Genomic DNA, 17,514 nt, shown 5'->3' on the forward strand with positions numbered 1-17,514 from the left:
CGACCACGGGCTCGGCGGGATCTGGGCCATGGCATGGCTCTATTCGGCGGGCATTCTGCTGATCGGCCGCCCGCTCCTCCTTTCTCAGGTGACTCAGGTGACTCAGGCGGCGCGGTCCTCGACGCGGTCACCAGGTGGCGCGCACCTGGCGGATGATCCGCCGGCGCAGCCGCACTCTGCGGCTGCCGTCCCGGTGCAGGGTCAGTCGGTCCAGCTCCCAGTGTCCGTACTCGGCATGGTCGGTGAGCAGACGCGTCGTCTCCGAGCGGGAGACCCCGCGCGGCACGTACACGTCGACAAATTCGTATTCCGGCATCGCATCTATTGTGCGGGCAACGGCCCGGTACGGATAGCGTCTGCTCTATGTCTGATGCTGCGCAGCCCACGGTTGCCGAGGTACGTGCCGCCGCCGAGGCGGTCAAAGCCGCGCTGGACCGTCACCTCGAGGCGGTCGAAGCCCGCACGGGAGAGGATGATCCGGCCGTTTACAGCGCCTTCAACGCGCTGGCAGCGGCCGCCGAGGTGTACGACGAGAGGCTCTACGACCGGTACGACGAGGTCACCCCCTTCGAGATCCCGGCGGCGGACGACTCGCTGCCGCCCTACGCGGGCCCCGATGAGCCCCATGCGCTGAGTGTGCTGATCCGCCGGGACTACGCGGTGGTGGAGCCGCAGCGGCTGCTGACCCAGGCGCAGCGGATCGTCGATCTCGACCCGGACGCGGACAGCGGCAGCGGCGTCGCCGCGGTCGTCGGCAGCAGCGTGCACGCCGCTCTCGGCGTGCTGTTCGGGGAGTACGAACCCGATGAGGTGGCCTCCCGGCACAAGGAGTTCGGCTTGGAGGAAGGCGACTCCACGCTCTGGGTCTCGGCGGTGGACGAGTTGCCCGAGCCGGGGGAGTGGCTGGACGCGCCCTTCGACCAGGCGGATCCGCAGCAGATCGTGTGCCGCTTCGATGTCAGTGCCGTCTTCGACGACGAAGAGTTGTTCGACGACGAGAGCGACGAGACCGATGACGGCGACGAAGCAGGCGGCGAACCGACGGACGAGCGGCACTGACCCGGTGCGGTGAACGGCGGCCGGGGCCTGCGCCCCGGCCGCCGCGGTCTCCGAAGCCACCGGCGCCGGTTGATGTCCTGCTATGCGGCCGTCGGCCGTAGCAGCGTCCGCAGCCGGCTGGTGCGCTCCTGTGCGGGAACTTCCGCCACCGCGCGGGGCAACGCATGGTCGACGCCGTGCACCACCGACAGATGCCGCTCGGCGCGGCTGAACGCGGTGTACACCCAGGGACGGCTCAGACCCCGCGCCGCATCGCCCGGCAGCACCACCACGACCGCCGGCCAGCGCAGCCCGGCCGCCTGGTGCGCGGTGAGCGCCCAGGCGTGCCGCACCGCCGACGCCACCCGGTCCTTCGGTACCAGGACGGGCGTGCCCGAACAGTCCAGCCGCAACCCTTCGGCGTCCGCCGATACGACCGTGCCGGGCAGCGTTCGGCCCGGTGCGGGGGCGTAGCCGACCCGGTCGCCGGGGTCGAAGCCGCCGAAGCGTCCCGGGCCCGGGTTGAGCCGTTCCTTGAGCGCCGCGTTGAGTGCGCGGGTGCCCGCCGCACCGCCATGGCCCGGGGTGATGACCTGGGTGTCGTCCGTCGGCACGCCGATGGCCCTGGGCACGGAGTCGGCGACCAGCTGGACGGTACGGTGCACCGCCTCCCCGGGGTCCCGCACCGGGACGATCACCACCTCCCGGCCGGGTGCTTCGACCTGGCTCAGCTCGCCGATGCCGATACCGGAGACCAGCTCACCGATCGGCCCCGGGTCGGGGGTGCGGGAGGCGACCTGGGGACACATGCGAGCAGCCAGTACGTCGGCGAACACCTGCCCGGCGCCCGCCGAACCGAGTACGCCGGGATCTCCGGCCAGGACGAGACGGCTGCCGTCGGCCAGCGATTCGACGAGGTTCGCGGCGCTCTCGACGTCCAGCTGCGGGGCGTCGAGGACGGCGAGCAGATCGAGGGCGAGCGCCCCCTCACCGTCCCTCCCGGGGCCCTCCGAACCGGCGAGCAGCCCGGCGACCGTGACGGCGGCCGAGGCGTCGTCCAGCGCGGCGGCCAGCCTGCGCCGGCCGTCGGGGGTGTGGGCCGCCGCGTAGGCGCGCAGGCCGAGGGCACGGGCCGCAACCACCAGCGCCACCGGCTCGGCGCGTGCCGCTTCACCGCCGGTGTGGGCGACCAGACCGTGGCCGGCCACCGAGCGGATGAGCTCGGCGGAGGAAGGGGATCCGGCCCCCGCGGCTGCGGACTCCCAGTCGAGCTCCTCGCCGGTGAGCGAACCGGCGTTGGCCAGCCGACCGAGTCCGTCGGCCAGGCTCTCCTCGGCGAGGGCATATCGGTCGAGGCCCAGCAGTACCCGTACCGGCTGTGCCGGCTCCGCTCCGTCCTCTGCATCGTCGGCCGTGGTGCCGCGTGCCGCAGGCTGATCCGGGGTGTCCTCCAGCGTGTCCTGGAAGACCAGCACCACGCCCTCGGCGATCGCGCTCTGCAGCGCTTCGTCGGGGTCCGGTACGGCGTGTTCGGCGAGCGCCGCACGCACCATGGCCGCGTCCAGCGCGGTGTGGCCTCGGAGGGCGGCCCGCTCCAGCAGCCAGCCGACCAGGGCAGCCGCGCGCCGTTCGTCGCCGGGGCCGCACTCCGGGCCGAGCAGCGCACGCGCAAAGCTGTCGGCCTGCTCGGGCGCGACGCCCGGCACGGCAAGCAGCTGCCACGGGTCCTCGCGCAGCGCATCGGCGGCCTGCTCACCGAGTGCTTCGGCGGCCCGCGCGGCCAGCGCCTCCGGCGCGCCGCCCCGGGCGAGTACGGCCCGCACGGCCGCCACGGCCTCCGGGCCGGCTGCCGTGACGGCGGCCCCCGGTGCCACCGCGCCGGTCGGTCGCACCGGGGCGGTGGGTGCGGGGCGGCGCGGCTCGGGCGCGGGAGGCGGGAAGTGCGCGGTGGGAGGCCGGTCACCGCTCTCCACCGCGCGGACCGCGGCAAGGAGATCGGCGGCCCGGCCGCTCAGCTTGGCGCCTGCGTCGATCGGCCCGTCCTTCTCGGCCTTGCGCTGCTCGATCCGGGCCGCCAGCTCACGCTGCGCCGCCAGCTCGGCCTCCGCCTCGGACACGGCGGCCGCCCCTGAGCCGTCGGCCTTGTCCTGGCTCTCTTCGGCGGGGCTCTCCTCGCCGCCGTCCTCGGAGCTCTCCATGACGTCATCACCCTCCGGCGTCTCGGAACCGGTCCCTGGCGGGGCTTCAATCCCGGTCGTGGCGCCGGCCCCGGTCGTGGCGCCGGTCACCGCGGTCTCGGCCTCGGTGCCTGTCTCGGTGCCGGCCTCGTTGCGGGGCTCGGCGGCGACGCGGTCCGTACTCACAGCTCGGTCCAGTCCTGGTCGGGATAACGGTGTACGGGCTCCGACACGTCGTCGAGCGCCCGGCAGATCTCGTCAGGAAGACTAAGCGTCTCCACTGACAACGCCGCCGCGAGCTGCTGCGCCGTGCGCGCGCCGACGATCGGCGCGACCACCCCCGGCCGGTCCCGGACCCAGGCGAGCGCCACTTCCAGGGGCGTGGTGGCCAGCCCGTCGGCCGCTATGGCGACCGCGTCGACGATGCGGCTCGCCGCCTCGTCGAGATAGGGCGCGACGAAGGGCGCCAGTTGCTCCGAGGCGCCACGCGAATCGGCGGGGGTCGCGTGCCGGTACTTGCCGGTGAGTACCCCGCGCCCCAGCGGGGACGAGGGCAGCAGCCCGACCCCCAGGTCCACGGCGGCCGGCAGCACCTCCCGTTCGACGCCGCGCTGCAGCAGCGAGTACTCCATCTGGGTGCTGGCCAGCCGGGTCCGTACCCCGGGCGCCGCCAGCTGCCAGGTCGCCGCCTTGGCCAGCTGCCAGCCGGAGAAGTTGGACAGACCCGCGTAACGCGCCCGGCCACTGGTGACCGCGATGTCGAGCGTCTGGAGCGTCTCGTCCAGCGGTGTCCGCGGATCGAAGGCGTGCACCTGCCACAGATCGACGTAGTCGGTCCCGAGCCGCTCCAGCGAGGCGTCCAGCGCGGCCAGCAGGTGGCCCCGTGAACCGTCGAAGCGGCGGTACGGGTCCGGCACGCTGCCCGCCTTGGTCGCGATGACCAGCTCGCGGCGCGGCACCAGCCGTTCGCAGAGCTGCCCGATGAGATATTCGGCGTCCCCGTCGCTGTACACGTCCGCTGTGTCGACGAGGGTGCCGCCCGCCTCCCAGAAGGTCTTCAGCAGGTCGGCGGCGTCCTGCTCATCGGTCCCCCTGCCCCAGGTGAGGGTGCCGAGCCCGATCCGGGATACGCGCAGGCCCGTACGGCCGAGATGCCTCTGCTCCATGGCCGCTGAGATTACTGGTCGCAGGCGCACACAGGGGGCGTCCGGGGGCAACGCGCCACTGACGGATCCCGCTCCCGCGCGCTAGAGTCCCCGGAACAGGACGTTACTGATCAGTAAGGGAGCGGTCATGCGGCTCGGAATCAACCTCGGCTACTGGGGCGCCGGGATGGACGGCGACAACCTCGCCGTCGCCCAGGAGGCGGACCGGCTCGGCTACGACGTCTGCTGGGCGGCCGAGGCCTACGGCTCCGACGGTCCCACCGTGCTGTCCTGGGTGGCCGCCAAGACCGAGAACATCGACGTGGGTTCCGCGATCTTCCAGATTCCGGCCCGCGCGCCCGCGATGACCGCGATGACGGCCGCCACCCTCGACTCGCTCTCCGGCGGCCGTTTCCGCCTGGGACTCGGCGTGTCCGGACCGCAGGTCTCGGAGGGCTGGTACGGGGTCAAGTTCGACAAGCCGCTGTCCCGCACCCGGGAGTACGTCGAGATCGTCCGCAAGGCGATGTCACGCGAGCGTCTCTCGTACGAGGGCGAGCACTGGACGCTTCCGCTGCCCGACGGGCCGGGCAAGCCGATCAAGCTCACCGTGCACCCGCAGCGCGAGCACATTCCGCTCTACGTCGCCGCCATCGGCCCCAAGAACCTGGAGCAGACCGGCGAGATCGCCGACGGGGCCCTGTTGATCTTCCCGTCCGCAGAACACCTCGAGGACACCGCTCTGCGCCACATCCGGGCGGGACGGGAGAAGGCGGGCAGGACGCTGGAGGGCTTCGACGTGTGCCCGACGGTGCCGCTGGCGCTCGGCGACGACAAGGACGTGAGCGCCCTCGCCGACACCTTCCGTCCCTACACCGCGCTCTACGTCGGCGGCATGGGCAGCCGCAAGCAGAACTTCTACAACCGCCTTGCGCAGCGCATGGGTTACGAAAAGGAAGCCGCCGAGATCCAGGACAGGTATCTGGCCGGCGACAAGCAGGGCGCGGCCGCCGCCGTGCCGCATCAGCTCATCGACAGGACCACGCTGCTCGGCTCGGTGGACCGCATCGCCGACCGGATGCAGGCCTATGCGGCCGTCGGGGTCACGACGCTGACGCTGGCTCCCGCGGGCTTCACCCTCGACGAGCGGCTAGCCGCGCTGCGGGCTGGAACGGACGCCCTGGAGCGGGCCGGTCTGGCCTAGAAGAGGATCAGGCGGGCCCGGGCACACGCCCGGACCCGCCTGATCGTGGTCTGCGGCCGTGGTGGGGGCTCGGGGGGTCATCCCCGCCACGGCCGTCGCCCTGAACAACGCCTCACCGGCACGTCGGTTACGCGCGGCGGCCGACCGGTCCGCGGCTCACCGGGCCGTCAGAGCCAGCCGCGCCGTTTGAACTGCCGGTAGAGGCCAAAGACGATCCCGGCCATCACCGCGATGACCACCGGATAGGACCAGGTCCAGGTCAACTCCGGCATGTGCTGGAAGTTCATCCCGTAGATGCCCGCCACCATGGTCGGCACGGCGGCCATGGCCGCCCAGGCGGAGATCTTGCGCATATCGTCGTTCTGCCGGACGCCCATCTGCGCGAGGTGCGCGGAGAGGATGTCGGACAACAGCCTGTCCAGACCCTCGACCTGCTCGTTGGCGCGCGTGAGGTGGTCGCTGACGTCCCGGAAGAACGGCCGGGAGCGTTCCTGCACGAAAGGCAGCCCGGACCCCGCCAGCCGCTCCATGGGGGCCGCCAGCGGCCCGGTCGCGCGACGGAACTCGAGGACCTGCCGTTTGAACGTGTAGATCCGCGAAGCGGTGTTCTTCGTGTCACCGCCACTGGGCGCGAAGACCTCGGTCTCCAGCTCTTCCAGGTCCGTCTGCAGTTCGGCGGCCACGTCCATGTAGTGGTCCACGACAGCATCGCTCACCGCGTACAGAATGGCTGTCGGACCGTGCTTGAGCACGTCCTGCTCCTCCTCGAGCCGCTCGCGCACGGCGGCCAGCGGCGCGCCCGCACCGTGCCGCACGGTCACCACGAACGAGTCCCCGATGAAGACCATCAACTCGTCGGTGGTCACGGTGTCGCTCCGCGGTTCGTACATCACCGGTTTCAGCACGATGAAGAGCGAATCGTCGTACACCTCGAGCTTCGGCCGCTGGTGGGCCCGGAGCGAATCCTCCACCGCCAGGGCGTGCAACCCGAACTCACTGCTGACCAGCTCGAATTCCTTCGCCGACGGTTCGTGCAGTCCGATCCACAGAAAGGCGTCCCCGTGGCCCCGCGCCTCGTCGAGCGCATCGGAGAAGTCCGAGGGTCCTTCGACGCGGCGTCCGTCGCGGTAAATGGCGCAGTCGACAATCACGGCGCGCATTCTTCCCTGATGACGTCCCGGGCGCACATCCAGGGGGCCTTCGACCGCGGTGTCCTACGCTGGCTGCCATGGCCACGTTGATCCTCGTACGACACGGACGCTCCACCGCCAACACCTCCGGGGTGCTCGCGGGCCGGACCCCGGGTGTCTCGCTCGACGAGCGGGGCGCAGCCCAGGCCGCCGCGCTGCCGGACCGGCTGGCCCGGATGGAACTCGCGGCGGCGGTCTCGAGTCCCCTGCAGCGCTGCCAGGAGACGCTGGCGCCGTTGCTGGCGGCCCGCCCCGACGTACCGCTGCACACCGACGACCGGATCAGTGAGTGCGACTACGGTGACTGGTCGGGCCGCAAGCTCGCCGAACTCGCGGACGAGCCGCTGATGACGGTGGTGCAGCAGCATCCCTCCTCGGCCGCCTTTCCCGGTGGCGAGTCGATGCGGGGGATGCAGGCCCGGGCGGTGGACGCGGTACGCGACTGGAACGCCCGGATCGAGGCCGAGCACGGTGAGGACGCGGTCTACGCGATGTGCTCGCACGGCGACATCATCAAGTCGATCGTCGCGGACGCCCTCGGTATGCACCTCGACCTCTTCCAGCGGATTCACGTGGACCCGTGTTCCCTGACGGTGATCCGCTACACCCGGCTCCGCCCCTTCCTCGTACGCCTCGGCGACACCGGCGAACTGACTTCGCCCGCGCCGCGCGAGAGCGCTTCGGGAACGGACGCGGCAGTCGGCGGTGGCGCGGGCGCACCGTGATCGATCGGCGCAGTAGGGTGGGCTGGCTGTAACCAGGACCACCCGCGATCCGGTTCACCCTCTACCGGTCCGTTCCACACCGGTCCATCCCGCAGTCGAACCCTTATGGAGATCAGGACGTGTCCCGTCAGGTGTACTTCTACGACCCGCCGGACCGCTTCGTTGCCGGTACGGTCGGGCTGCCTGGGCGTCGTACGTTCTTCCTGCAGGCCTCGTCCGGGCCACGGGTCACCAGCGTGGCTCTGGAGAAGACCCAGGTGGCCGCGCTGGCCGAGCGCATCGACGAACTGCTCGACGAGGTCGTGCGCAGGACCGGGGGCAACTCCCCGGTCCCGGCGGTCGCCCCGCCCGAGGCGGGCGACACCGCACCGCTGGAGGCCCCCGTCGACGAGGAGTTCCGCGTCGGCACCATGGCGCTGGCCTGGGACGGCGACGAACAGCGCATGATCATCGAGGCACAGGCCCTGGTCGAGTTGGAGGCCGAGAACGACGAGGACCTGGCGGAGGCCGAGGAACGGCTCCTCCAGGACGACGAGAACGGCCCGCCGATGCTCCGCGTGCGGCTGACCGGGGCCCAGGCCCGGGCGTTCGCCAAGCGAGCGCTCGACGTCGTCAACGCGGGGCGCCCGCCGTGCCCGCTCTGCAGCCTGCCGCTCGACCCGGAGGGACACGTATGTCCGCGCCAGAACGGATACCGCCGCGGAGCGTGACCGCCACCGAGCTCCTGACCAGGGGCGAGTTGACGGTGCGCGGCCGGGTGCGCGAGGCGTCGAACGCCGTGCTGTACTGCTCGGTCTCCTACGAGGGCGAGGAGGCGGCCTGCGTGTACAAACCGGTCGCCGGGGAGCGGCCGCTCTGGGATTTCCCCGACGGCACGCTGGCCCAGCGCGAGGTGGCCGCGTACGAGATCTCCGAGGCGATGGGCTGGAGTCTGATCCCGCCGACCGTGCTGCGTGACGGGCCGTACGGCGAGGGCATGTGCCAACTGTGGATCGAGTCCGATGCGGAGCCGTCGCTGCTGGCTCTCGTCGAGGAGGAGGAGCCCGGCGAGGGATGGAAGGCCATCACCTTCGCCGAGGTGGGGGAGGGGCGCACCGCGCTGCTGGTGCACGCGGACGACGCCCGGTTGCGCCGGCTGGCGGTGCTGGACGCGGTGATCAACAACGCCGACCGCAAGGGCGGACATCTGCTGCCGACCGGCGAGGGACGGCTGTACGGCATCGACCACGGGGTCACCTTCAACACCGACGGCAAGCTCCGCACCCTGCTGTGGGGCTGGGCCGGGGAGCCGCTGACGGCCGAGGCCGGCGAAGTGCTGGCCCGGCTCGCGGGCGACCTGGCGCCGGGCACCGTACTCGCCGCTCGTCTTGCCGAGCTCATCACGTCGGCCGAGCTGGAGGCGCTGCGGGCGCGGGTCGCGGCGCTGCGGACGAGCGGACGCCACCCGGAGCCGAGCGGGGAGTGGCCGGCCATCCCCTGGCCGCCGGTCTGATCGGCTTCCGGGAACCGGCCCCCCGCACAGGGGTCCCAGCCGCGCAAGACCGCCTGAATCAGCCAATGCCCCGTCCGGTTGGTCTCCGGAACTGACGTCCGGTTACGCTCATGACATGCATGCCTGGCCCGCTTCTGAGGTTCCCGCCCTGCCCGGTGAGGGCGCCGACCTCCAGATCCACGACACCGCGACCGGCGGTCGGATCACCCTGCACCCCGGTCCCGTCGCCCGCATCTATGTCTGCGGCATCACGCCGTACGACGCGACCCACATCGGTCACGCGGCGACCTACAACGCGTTCGACCTCGTGCAGCGCGTGTGGCTCGACACCAAGCGGCAGGTTCACTACGTCCAGAACGTCACCGATGTGGACGATCCACTCCTGGAGCGGGCGGTCCGCGACGGTGAGGACTGGACCGAGCTCGCGGAGCGCGAGACGGCCCTCTTCCGGGAGGACATGACCGCCCTGCGGATGCTCCCGCCGAAGCACTACATCGGCGCCGTCGAAGCGATACCCGGCATCGTGCCGCTCGTCGAGCGGCTCCGGGACTGCGGCGCGGCGTACGAGCTCGAGGGCGATGTGTACTTCTCCGTGGAGAGCGACGCGCACTTCGGTGAGGTCTCCCGTCTCGATGCCGAGACGATGCGGCTGCTCTCCGCCGAGCGGGGCGGCGACCCCGAGCGCCCCGGCAAGAAGAACCCGCTCGACCCGATGCTCTGGATGGCCGCCCGGGAGGGCGAGCCGAGCTGGGACGGCGGCACGCTGGGCCGCGGCAGGCCCGGCTGGCACATCGAGTGTGTGGCCATCGCGCTCGATCATCTCGGGATGGGCTTCGACGTGCAGGGCGGCGGATCCGACCTCGCCTTCCCGCACCACGAGATGGGCGCCTCGCACGCCCAGGCACTGACCGGCGAGTTTCCCTTCGCCCAGGTCTATGTGCACGCCGGAATGGTCGCCCTGGACGGCGAGAAGATGTCCAAGTCCAAGGGCAATCTGGTCTTCGTCTCGAAGCTGCGTCAGGACGGTGTCGACCCGGCCGCCATCCGGCTGGCGCTGCTCGCGCACCACTACCGTGCCGACTGGGAGTGGACGGATCAGGTGCTCCAGGACGCCGTCGAGCGGCTCGGGCGCTGGCGTGCGGCCGTCTCGCGTCCCGACGGGCCGTCCGCGGACGCGCTCGTCCAGGAGATCAGGGCCGCGCTCGCCGACGACCTCGACGCACCGGCCGCGCTCCGCGCCGTCGACCGGTGGGCCGCTCTCCAGCAGTCCGAAGGCGGTACCGAGGAAGGCGCGCCCGGCCTCGTGTCGCGGGCCGCCGACGCTCTGCTCGGGGTGGCGCTCTGACGGCGCGGTAGCGCGCCGTCGATACGGGACGGGGAGAGAGGCACCACCTTTCTCCCCGTCCCGTATCGACTTCCGGCTCACTCCTCGGAGGGTCTCTCCGGGCCGTCCTCGTCGTCCGGTGACCCCCCGGCATCGCCACCGCCGCCGGAATCGGCGTCGGGTCGCTGGGGTTTCGGCGGTCTGGCCCTGCCACCGGGCCCGCCGAGCCCGCCGGCGGTGTCCCGCCGGTAACTCCCGCTGTCGCCGCTCTCCGTGGCGTGCCCGCCGGTCTGCTGCCCACCCGGGCCCGGGCTCCCGTCACGCCGCCGCAGGTACCGCTCGAACTCCCGGGCGATGGCCTCGCCGGACGCCTCGGGGAGCTCCGCGGTGTCGCGTGCCTCCTCGAGCGTCTGGACGTACTCGGCCACTTCGCTGTCCTCGGAGGCCAGTTGGTCCACGCCCACCTGCCAGGCCCGTGCGTCCTCGGGCAGTTCGCCCAGCGGGATACGCAGGTCGAGCAGATCCTCCAGACGGTTCAGCAGCGCCAGCGTCGCTTTCGGATTGGGTGGCTGCGACACGTAGTGCGGCACCGCGGCCCACAGGCTCACCGCGGGGACGCCCGCATGGGTGCACGCCTCCTGAAGGATGCCGACGATGCCGGTCGGCCCCTCGTACCTGGTCTCCTCGAGATCCATGGTCCGCGCCAGGTCGGCGTCCGAGGTGACTCCGCTCACCGGGACGGGCCGGGTGTGCGGCGTGTCGCCGAGCAGCGCGCCCAGCACCACCACCATCTCGACGCCGAGCTCATGGGCGAAGCCGAGGATCTCGTTGCAGAACGACCGCCAGCGCATGGACGGCTCGATGCCGCGGACCAGCACGAGATCACGGGGCTTGTCGCCGCCGACCCGGACCACCGACAGCCGGGTGGTGGGCCAAGTGACCTTGCGTACCCCGGCCTCCAGGAACACCGTCGGCCGGTTGACCTGGAAGTCGTAGTAGTCCTCGGCGTCGAGCGCCGCGAACACCTCGCCCTTCCATTCCCGGTCCAAATGGGCGACCGCGGTGGAGGCAGCGTCGCCGGCGTCGTTCCAGCCCTCGAACGCCGCCACCATGACCGGGTCGATCAGCTCGGGAACCCCCTCGAGCTCGATCACCCAGTGCCTCCTTCCGAAGTTCTTCACGTACGTACCAACCTTACGGCTTCCGCGGGGCCCGGCCGCAGCCCCCGTGCAGCACCGATCGGCTCCCTCGACCCGCGCGGCAGTGCAGTCAGCCTGCCCCAACGGCGCCGAATCATCCGAGCTGTACAGATGATTTTCCGTCCCGGCTCTGGACGTTCGGCCGGCCGACGGTCTATACATCGGATGACCGCGTAAAGGTCCGATGTTCTTCGAGGAGTGTGCATGCGCCCGACCGTCACGGGGTTCGAGGTCCACGACATCCGGTTCCCCACCTCGGAACAACTGGACGGCTCGGACGCCATGAACCCGGACCCCGACTACTCCGCGGCCTACGTGGTGATCGACACCGACGCGCCGAGCGTCGCGGGCCACGGCTTCTGCTTCACCATCGGCCGGGGCAACGACGTCACCGCCGCCGCCATCGAGGCGCTGCGACCCTATGTGGTGGGCCGGCCCGCCCCGCTCGCCGCAGCGGAACTCGCCGAGTTGCACCGCGATCTCACCCACGACTCGCAGCTGCGCTGGCTCGGCCCCGAGAAGGGGGTGATGCACATGGCGGCGGGCGCGGTCGTCAACGCCGCCTGGGACCTCGCCGCGACCGCCGCAGGCCTGCCGGTATGGGAGTTCCTGGCCGGCATGTCACCCGAGGAGCTGGTCTCGCTCGTCGACTTCCGCTATCTCACGGACGCGCTCACCCCGGACGAGGCCCTCGCCATCCTGCGGGCCGCCGAACCCGGCCGCGCCGAACGGGCCGCGCTGCTCCGTGCCGACGGCTACCCGGCGTACACCACGTCTCCCGGCTGGCTCGGCTACTCGGACGAGAAGCTGGTCCGGCTGTCCCAGGAGGCCGTCGCCGCGGGGTTCGGCCAGATCAAACTCAAGGTCGGCGCCGACCTCGACGACGACGTCCGGCGCATGAAGCTCGCCCGGGCGGCCGTCGGGCCCGGCATCCGTATCGCGGTCGACGCCAACCAGCGCTGGGACATACCCGACGCGCTGCGCTGGATGGCTGCCCTTGCCCCCTACGAACCGCACTGGATCGAGGAGCCGACCAGCCCGGACGACATCCTCGGCCACGCGGCCGTGCGTGCCGGGCAGCCGGTGCCGGTGGCCACCGGGGAGCACGTCGCCAACCGTGTCGTCTTCAAGCAGCTGTTGCAGGCCGGCGCCGTCGACTTCGTGCAGATCGACGCGGCCCGGGTGGCCGGCGTCAACGAGAATCTGGCGATCCTGCTGCTCGCTGCCAAGTACGGCGTCCCGGTCTGCCCGCATGCCGGCGGGGTCGGCCTGTGCGAACTGGTCCAACACCTCGCGATGTTCGACTTCGTGGCGGTTTCGGGCAGTTGGGACGACCGGGTGATCGAATATGTCGACCATCTCCACGAACACTTCGTGGACCCCGCGGTGATCGCCGGGGGACGCTATACCGCGCCGAGCGCTCCCGGGTTCTCCGCCCGTATGCACCCCGGCTCGATCGCCGCACACCGCTACCCCGACGGGCCCGTCTGGCAGGCCCGCCGTACCACCGAGGAGGTCAACGCGTGACCGCTGTACGCGACTTCGAAGGTCTCGCCGCGCTTGTCACCGGAGGTGCCTCCGGCATCGGAGCGGCCATCGCCACCGAACTGTCCGCACGCGGCGCGCGGGTGGCCGTCATCGACCGCGAGACCGCAGGAGCGCCCGCGGGCATCCTCGCTCTGAAGGCCGACGTCACCGACGACGCCGCGATACGGGACGCGGTGGCCGCGGCCGCCGCCGAGTTCGGTGCGCTGCACACCGTGGTGTCCAACGCCGGGATCGGCGCGATCGGCACGGTGGCCGACAACCCGGACGAGGAGTGGCGGCGCGTCCTGGACATCAACGTCCTCGGCATGGTCCGCACCGCCCGGCACGCGCTGCCGCATCTGCGACGGGCCGCGAGCGAGCGGCCCGGCTGCGTGTCGGTCACCCACACCTGCTCCATCGCCGCGACCGCGGGACTCCCGCAGCGCGCCCTCTACAGCGCGAGCAAGGGCGCGGTCCTGTCGCTGACCCTGGCGATGGCCGCCGACCACGTCCGCGAAGGGATCCGGGTCAACTGCGTCAACCCGGGCACCGCCGACACCCCCTGGGTCGGACGCCTGCTGGGACAGGCCGACGACCCGGCGGCCGAGCGTGCGGCCCTCAACGCCCGCCAGCCCACCGGACGACTGGTCACCGCGGAAGAGGTGGCGGCGGCCGTCGTCTACCTCGCGAGTCCCGCAGCGGCCGCCGTCACCGGGACGGCGCTCGCGGTCGACGGCGGCATGCAGGGCCTGCGGCTGCGCCCGGCCGCCGACTGAAATCCGTACGGCCGTACCCGGCCGGCAACAGCATGAAGCGCCACTCGAACAAGGACGGGAAACCAATGAGAGTGCGTACGACGAGTGCGGCGGCCTGTGCCGTACTGCTGGCGGTGGCCGCCCTCGCGGGCTGCAACCGCGACACGGGCAGCGGATCGGGGGACCAGAAGGTCGGCATCGACCTGCCGCGCAGCGACAGCGACTTCTGGAACTCCTACCAGCAGTACATCAAGAAGGGCGTGGACGCCGGGGAGGTCAAGGCACTGCCGCTGACCAACTCGCAGAACGACATCGGCAAGCTCGTCGCCGACGTCCAGACGTTCAGCGACCAGGGCGCGAAGGCCGTCGTCATGGCCCCGCAGGACACCGGCGCCATCGCCTCGACGCTGCAGAACCTGAACAAGAAGAAGATACCGGTCATCAGCGTCGACACCCGGCCCGACAAGGGCCAGGTGTACATGGTGGTGCGGGCGGACAATCGGGCGTACGGCGAGAAGGCCTGCCAGTACCTCGGCGAGCAGCTGAAGGGCCAGGGCAAGGTCGTCGAGTTCCAGGGCGATCTGTCCTCGATCAACGGGCGTGACCGCTCGGAGGCGTTCAAGGCCTGCATGACCAAGAGCTTCCCGAAGATCAAGGTCTTCGAGCTGGCCACCGACTGGAAGGGTGACGTCGCATCGGCCAAGCTGCAGTCCACGCTGGCCGCCCACCCGGACATCAACGGCATCTACATGCAGGCGGGCGGCGTCTTCCTGCAGCCCACCCTGGCGCTGCTCGAGCAGAAGAAGCTGCTGAAGCCGGCCGGTACCAAGGGCCACATCACCATCATCTCCAACGACGGAATCCCCGAGGAGTTCGACGCCATCAAGGCCGGGAAGATCGACGCGACGATTTCCCAGCCCGCCGATCTGTACGCCAAGTACGCGCTGTACTACGCGAAGGCGGCGCTCGACGGCAAGACGTTCCAGCCCGGCGCCACCGATCACGATTCCACCATCATCAAGATCCCGAACGGCTTCGAGGACCAGCTCCCCGCGCCGCTCGTCACCAAGGCGAACGTCAACGATCCGAAGCTGTGGGCCAACCAGCTGGAGAAGAAGAACTAGCCATGCCGGACGCACCTGCTGTTCCTGACGCATCCGCCGAACCCGGCGCACCGGCCGTTCACGCGGAGGGCATCGTCAAGCGCTTCGGTCCGACCGTCGCGCTCGACGATGTCCGCCTCACGGTCGAGCCCGGCGAGTCGCACGCCCTCGTCGGGCGCAACGGCGCGGGCAAGTCGACGCTGGTCGGTGTCATCACCGGACTGCACAGACCCGACGCGGGCCGGGTCGCTTTCAGCGGCCGGCCGGCGCCCGCTTTCGGAGACACCACGGCCTGGCAGTCGAGGGTCGCCTGCGTCTACCAGAAATCCATGGTCGTTCCCGACCTCACGGTCGCCGAGAACCTCTTCCTCAACAACTTCGACCCGGTCGGCTCGGGCGGCCGCTGGATCGGCTGGAGCCGGCTGCGCAAACGGGCCGAGGCACTGCTCGCCGAGTACGGGGTGGACGTCGATCCCCGTATGCGGGCGAAGGACCTCACCGTGGAGCAGGTGCAGTTCGTGGAGATTGCCCGCGCGCTCTCCTTCGGCGCCCGGCTGATCATCCTGGACGAGCCGACCGCCCAGCTCGACGCGCGTGGCATCCAGAGCCTGTTCACCAAGCTCCGTGCACTGCAGAGCCAGGGCGTGGCCTTCCTCTTCATCTCGCACCATCTCCAGGAGGTGTACGAACTCTGCTCCGCGGTCACCGTCTACCGGGACGCCCACCATGTGCTCACCGCTCCGGTCGCCGAGCTGGGCAAGGCCGACCTGGTGTCGGCCATGACCGGTGACTCGAGCACCGGCGCCTCGTCCTGGCACGCGGTCGCCGACCGGGCCCGCGGCACCGGCGGCGTACCCGGTGCGGCCGAGCCCCTGCTGCGTACCCGGGGGCTCGCGCTGGAGGGGGAGTTCGAGCCGCTGGACCTCGAGGTCCGGTCCGGCGAGGTGCTCGGCGTCGCCGGGGCGGCGGCCAGCGGGAACACCGCACTGGGCGAGACCCTCGTCGGCATGCGGAAGGCGACCGGCGGACGGGTGGAGGTGCGGGGCCGCGGCGTTCGCGCGGGCAGCGTTCCGCACGCGCTCGGCGCCGGTATCGGCTACATCCCCGAGGACCGCCACCGCCAGGGACTCGTTCCGGAGCGCAGCATCGCCGAGAACGCCACGTTGACCGTCGCCGACCAGCTCGGGCCCTGGGGGACCGTACTGCCCTCCCGGACCAGGGAGTTCGCCCGGTCCATGATCGCGTCGCTGGACATCAAGACCACCGGCCCCGACCAGCGGGTCACCGGTCTTTCCGGCGGCAACCAGCAGAAGGTCGTGGTCGCCCGGGCGCTCGCCCGAAAGCCCAGCACGCTGGTGGCGGTACGGCCGACGGCCGGGGTGGACGTCAAATCCAAGGACTCCCTCCTGGGCGTGGTGCGCCGGGTCGCCGACGAGGGCAATGCCGCGGTGATCATCTCCGATGAACTCGACGACCTGCGGGTGTGCGACCGGGTGGTCGTGCTCTTCCACGGGCGGGTGGTCGCCGCATACGACAGCGGGTGGGCGGACGGGGAACTGGTCGCCGCCATGGAAGGTGTGGGGGAACGGGCATGACCGACACGATCGGGCCGCTGACGGCCGACGGGACGACGGCACAGGCCGGTCCGCTGCGGGGCAGGCTGGCGTTGATCCGCTGGAGCGACTTCTCGCTCGTGCCGGTGATCCTGGTGCTGATGGTGATCGGGTTCATCGTCTCGCCGGTGTTTCTCACCTCGGACAACCTGATCAGCGTCATCCAGCAGTCCTCCGAGCTGAGTCTGCTCGTGCTGGGTCAGGCGCTGATCCTGATCTGCGGGCGGATGGACCTGTCCCTCGAGTCGACGATCGGCATCGCACCGGTCATCGCGATGTGGCTGGTGCTGCCCTCGCACGGCGGCCGCTTCGACGGCCTGGGGCTGTTGCCGGCCTGGATGGCGATCCCGGCCTGCCTGCTGGTCGGCATCCTCATCGGCGCCGTCAACGGCTTTCTGATGCTCAAGCTGCGGGTCAACGGCTTCATCGCCACGCTGGGCATGCTGACGATGCTGCGGGGACTCCAGATCGGCATCACCGAGGGCAAGTCGATCATCGAGGTGCCGTCCTCCTTCAGCTACCTGGGCAGGGCCTCCTGGCTGGGCGCCCCGGCCGCCGTCTGGATCTGCCTGGCACTCTTCGCCATCGGCGGCGCGGCGCTGGCCTGGCTGCGTCACGGACGCGCGCTGTACGCGATCGGCGGCAACCCGGAGGCGGCGCGGGCGGCCGGTATCAGGGTGGACCGGATCACCTGGATCGTGCTGGCCGTCGGCGGGCTGCTGGCCGCGTTCGCCGGGGTGCTCTACACCGGGCACTACGGTTCAGTGGCCGCCAACCAGGGCAACGGCTGGATCTTCCAGGTCTTCGCCGCCGCCGTGATCGGCGGTATCAGCCTGAAGGGCGGCCGCGGCACCCTCTTCGGCGCACTCACCGGCGTACTCACCCTTCAGCTGGTCGTCAATGTGATGACCCTCGGCGGTGTTCCGGCGCTGTGGAACCAGTTCCTCAACGGCGCGATCATCATCGTCGCGCTGGTCATCTCGCGCTTCGCCAGCGGCGAGAAGCAGGACTGAGCAGCACGC

16 protein-coding genes are annotated in these 17,514 nt (G+C 71.0%); 11 read left to right on the forward strand and 5 right to left on the reverse strand.

Features of this window, described 5'->3' with window-relative positions:
• Nucleotides 1-127: 127 nt before the first annotated feature.
• On the reverse strand, nt 128-316 hold the full coding sequence (locus tag AB0436_RS24380) for a DUF5703 family protein (protein WP_365854162.1): 189 nt from the start codon (nt 314-316) through the stop codon (nt 128-130).
• A gap of 47 nt (nt 317-363) precedes the next feature.
• Here AB0436_RS24380 and AB0436_RS24385 point away from each other — a divergent pair, with 47 nt between their 5' ends.
• A complete protein-coding gene (locus tag AB0436_RS24385; protein WP_366470052.1) occupies nt 364-1,059 on the forward strand; it encodes a hypothetical protein in 696 nt (231 codons plus the stop codon).
• 80 nt (nt 1,060-1,139) lie between these two features.
• Here the strand turns inward: AB0436_RS24385 and AB0436_RS24390 are convergent, their stop codons facing one another.
• Entirely contained in the window at nt 1,140-3,236 is a 2,097-nt protein-coding gene (locus tag AB0436_RS24390) for an ATP-dependent RecD-like DNA helicase (RefSeq protein WP_366470303.1), read from the reverse strand.
• 161 nt (nt 3,237-3,397) lie between these two features.
• Entirely contained in the window at nt 3,398-4,381 is a 984-nt protein-coding gene (locus AB0436_RS24395; protein ID WP_366470054.1) for an aldo/keto reductase, read from the reverse strand.
• Between the two features lie 127 nt (nt 4,382-4,508).
• Between AB0436_RS24395 and AB0436_RS24400 the strand changes: the two genes are divergently transcribed.
• A complete protein-coding gene (locus AB0436_RS24400) occupies nt 4,509-5,564 on the forward strand; it encodes an LLM class F420-dependent oxidoreductase (protein ID WP_366470055.1) in 1,056 nt (351 codons plus the stop codon).
• A 167-nt stretch (nt 5,565-5,731) separates the two neighbouring features.
• On the opposite strand, the gene corA is transcribed toward AB0436_RS24400, so the two are convergent.
• Nucleotides 5,732-6,724, reverse strand: a complete 993-nt coding sequence (corA, locus tag AB0436_RS24405) for a magnesium/cobalt transporter CorA (RefSeq protein WP_366470056.1) — start codon at nt 6,722-6,724, stop codon at nt 5,732-5,734.
• A 68-nt stretch (nt 6,725-6,792) separates the two neighbouring features.
• On the opposite strand from corA, the gene AB0436_RS24410 reads away from it, so the two are divergent.
• From AB0436_RS24410 to mshC, 4 genes are all read left to right on the forward strand, one after another.
• The gene (locus AB0436_RS24410; RefSeq protein WP_366470057.1) at nt 6,793-7,479 is read left to right on the forward strand and encodes a histidine phosphatase family protein; all 687 of its coding nucleotides are present in this window, start codon (nt 6,793-6,795) and stop codon (nt 7,477-7,479) included.
• Between the two features lie 119 nt (nt 7,480-7,598).
• Nucleotides 7,599-8,189, forward strand: a complete 591-nt coding sequence (locus AB0436_RS24415; protein ID WP_365854176.1) for a DUF3090 domain-containing protein — start codon at nt 7,599-7,601, stop codon at nt 8,187-8,189.
• Nucleotides 8,153-8,971 (forward strand): SCO1664 family protein, encoded by an 819-nt coding sequence (locus AB0436_RS24420; protein ID WP_366470058.1) that lies wholly within the window; start codon nt 8,153-8,155, stop codon nt 8,969-8,971. Before AB0436_RS24415 ends, AB0436_RS24420 begins: the two co-directional genes overlap by 37 nt.
• A gap of 115 nt (nt 8,972-9,086) precedes the next feature.
• Complete coding sequence (gene mshC / locus AB0436_RS24425; protein ID WP_366470059.1) at nt 9,087-10,316, forward strand: cysteine--1-D-myo-inosityl 2-amino-2-deoxy-alpha-D-glucopyranoside ligase; 1,230 nt, start codon at nt 9,087-9,089, stop codon at nt 10,314-10,316.
• 77 nt (nt 10,317-10,393) lie between these two features.
• On the opposite strand, the gene AB0436_RS24430 is transcribed toward mshC, so the two are convergent.
• Nucleotides 10,394-11,449 carry a PAC2 family protein gene (locus AB0436_RS24430; protein ID WP_366470060.1) on the reverse strand — a complete coding sequence of 352 codons (1,056 nt, stop codon included), beginning with the start codon at nt 11,447-11,449 and terminating at the stop codon, nt 10,394-10,396.
• Between the two features lie 249 nt (nt 11,450-11,698).
• Between AB0436_RS24430 and AB0436_RS24435 the strand changes: the two genes are divergently transcribed.
• The 5 genes from AB0436_RS24435 (at nt 11,699) to AB0436_RS24455 (ending at nt 17,505) form a co-directional block, all read left to right on the forward strand.
• A complete protein-coding gene (locus AB0436_RS24435; RefSeq protein ID WP_366470061.1) occupies nt 11,699-13,021 on the forward strand; it encodes an enolase C-terminal domain-like protein in 1,323 nt (440 codons plus the stop codon).
• Nucleotides 13,018-13,797 (forward strand): SDR family oxidoreductase, encoded by a 780-nt coding sequence (locus AB0436_RS24440; protein ID WP_366470062.1) that lies wholly within the window; start codon nt 13,018-13,020, stop codon nt 13,795-13,797. Before AB0436_RS24435 ends, AB0436_RS24440 begins: the two co-directional genes overlap by 4 nt.
• 65 nt (nt 13,798-13,862) lie before the next feature.
• Nucleotides 13,863-14,900 (forward strand): sugar ABC transporter substrate-binding protein, encoded by a 1,038-nt coding sequence (locus AB0436_RS24445; protein WP_366470063.1) that lies wholly within the window; start codon nt 13,863-13,865, stop codon nt 14,898-14,900.
• Between the two features lie 2 nt (nt 14,901-14,902).
• A complete protein-coding gene (locus AB0436_RS24450; RefSeq protein ID WP_366470064.1) occupies nt 14,903-16,474 on the forward strand; it encodes a sugar ABC transporter ATP-binding protein in 1,572 nt (523 codons plus the stop codon).
• A complete protein-coding gene (locus AB0436_RS24455; RefSeq protein ID WP_366470065.1) occupies nt 16,471-17,505 on the forward strand; it encodes an ABC transporter permease in 1,035 nt (344 codons plus the stop codon). The genes AB0436_RS24450 and AB0436_RS24455 overlap by 4 nt, the downstream gene beginning before the upstream one ends.
• Nucleotides 17,506-17,514 lie beyond the last annotated feature (9 nt).

Origin of the sequence: Streptomyces sp. NPDC051322, from assembly GCF_040689485.1 — a bacterium.
In the GTDB taxonomy this organism is placed as follows: domain Bacteria; phylum Actinomycetota; class Actinomycetes; order Streptomycetales; family Streptomycetaceae; genus Streptomyces.